Origin of the sequence: Vibrio sp. YT-18, assembly GCF_033337345.1 — a bacterium.
Taxonomy (GTDB): Bacteria; Pseudomonadota; Gammaproteobacteria; order Enterobacterales; family Vibrionaceae; genus Vibrio; species Vibrio alginolyticus.
Genome location: NZ_JAWOQO010000072.1, coordinates 1 through 1,739 on the forward strand (window position 1 = coordinate 1; position 1,739 = coordinate 1,739).

2 protein-coding genes and 1 pseudogene are annotated in these 1,739 nt (G+C 47.0%); all 3 read right to left on the reverse strand.

All coding sequences use genetic code 11. From position 1 onward, the window contains the following. Positions 1–637: pseudogene (locus R7M72_RS24350) on the reverse strand (electron transport complex subunit RsxC); the annotation flags it as partial. A gap of 8 nt (positions 638–645) precedes the next feature. Further along, complete coding sequence (gene rsxB, locus R7M72_RS24355) at positions 646–1,242, reverse strand: electron transport complex subunit RsxB (RefSeq protein ID WP_031815424.1); 597 nt, start codon at positions 1,240–1,242, stop codon at positions 646–648. Positions 1,243–1,245: 3 nt separating this feature from the next. Continuing rightward, positions 1,246–1,739 (reverse strand): electron transport complex subunit RsxA (rsxA, locus tag R7M72_RS24360; protein ID WP_318056372.1); only part of this gene is annotated, 494 nt, incomplete at its 5' end.

The following is a 1,739-nucleotide window of genomic DNA, read 5'->3' on the forward strand; positions in this document are numbered from 1 at the left end:
CAATGATCGTCAGTTTTGGCTTAAGGATATGTTCGACAATTTCGATACCCTGGATAAGCTCTTCGGCATGCTCCTGCATCAGTTTGTCATCGGCCGTGATGTACGGTTCACATTCTGCTGCATTCACAATCAGGATTTCTGTACGAGCAATGCCCGATTGGATCTTTTTCGCGGTAGGGAAGCCTGCACCACCCATCCCTGAAATGCCAGCAAGGCGAATAATGTCGATGAGTGCATCGGCGGATTCTTGAGTGTAGTCAGCGATAGGTGACTTCTTACACCAAGTATCTTGGCCGTCAGGAGTGATGACGGCGCACAATTCGCTCAAACCAGAAGGGTGAGCCACCGTTCGAGGCTCGATGGCAGTGATAGTGCCAGAAGTTGGCGCATGTACGGGTACTGTAAACCCAGTTTCTGATTGGGTTAAAGCTTGTCCTTTTAAAACGTGCTCACCAACAGAGACTAATAAGTTACCCGCTTTACCAATGTGCTGTTTCAGCGGAAGAATGATTTCAGCGGGAATGGATGCTCGCACTAAGTCGGCTTTATTGGATTGTTTTTTGTTTTCTGCCGGATGCACACCGCCTGGGAAGTCCCAAAGCGAGCCAGTACGAATTTGTTCAATCAAAGACAACATACGAAACCTTACTTAATTGAATCTTTCACGTTCGCTGCATCGCTGGCAGCATCCGTAATGTTAACCACTGGGATGGCGTTAAGTTGCCACTTCCAGCTATCTGTGGTGGTTTCCACAGGAATCATTTCAATACAATCGGTTGGACATGGCGCGACACACAAGTCGCAGCCTGTACATTCGTCTTTGATGACCGTGTGAACGGCTTTTGTCCCACCAACAATCGCATCAACAGGACAAGCTTGAATACACTTAGTACAACCGATACACATACCTTCGTGAATGAAGGCAACGGTCGGTACTTTGCTGTCTAGATCGTGTGCCGACTCTTCAGGTTCCACTCCCATTAAGTCTGCGAGTTTTTCGATGGTTGCTTGACCGCCGGGAGGACACTTATTGATGTTGTCTCCATTCGCAATCGCTTCTGCGTATGGTCGACAGCCTGGATAACCACATTGGCCACATTGTGTTTGTGGAAGAATCGCGTCGATTTGATCCACGATAGGATCCGCTTCAACTTTAAAACGAATAGAAGCAAAACCAAGAATGGCACCAAAAATCGCAGCAAGCACAGCGAGTGCGATGATCGCAATTAAAATCGTACTCATTGTTTACTTCACCAAACCTGTAAAGCCCATGAAAGCAAGCGACATTAAACCCGCAGTGATCATTGCAATCGATGCACCTGTAAATGGAACCGGCACGTCAGCCGCAGCGATACGCTCACGCATAGAAGCAAAAAGGATCAATACAAGTGAAAAACCGACGGCTGCACCAAAACCATAAATGATAGATTCGATGAAGTTATGATTCTCATTGATGTTGAGAAGTGCAACACCCAATACGGCACAGTTGGTCGTGATCAGTGGTAAGAAGATACCAAGCAAGCGATAAAGGGTCGGGCTAGTTTTGTGTACAGCCATCTCGGTGAACTGTACCACGACAGCGATCACCAAAATAAAGCTCATGGTTCTTAAGTACTCGATACCGAGCGGTCGCAAGATATAGCTTTCCACTAAGTACGCACACACAGATGCAAGGGTTAGCACAAAAGTGGTTGCTAACCCCATGCCTATTGCTGTTTCCAGTTTTTTAGACACGCCCA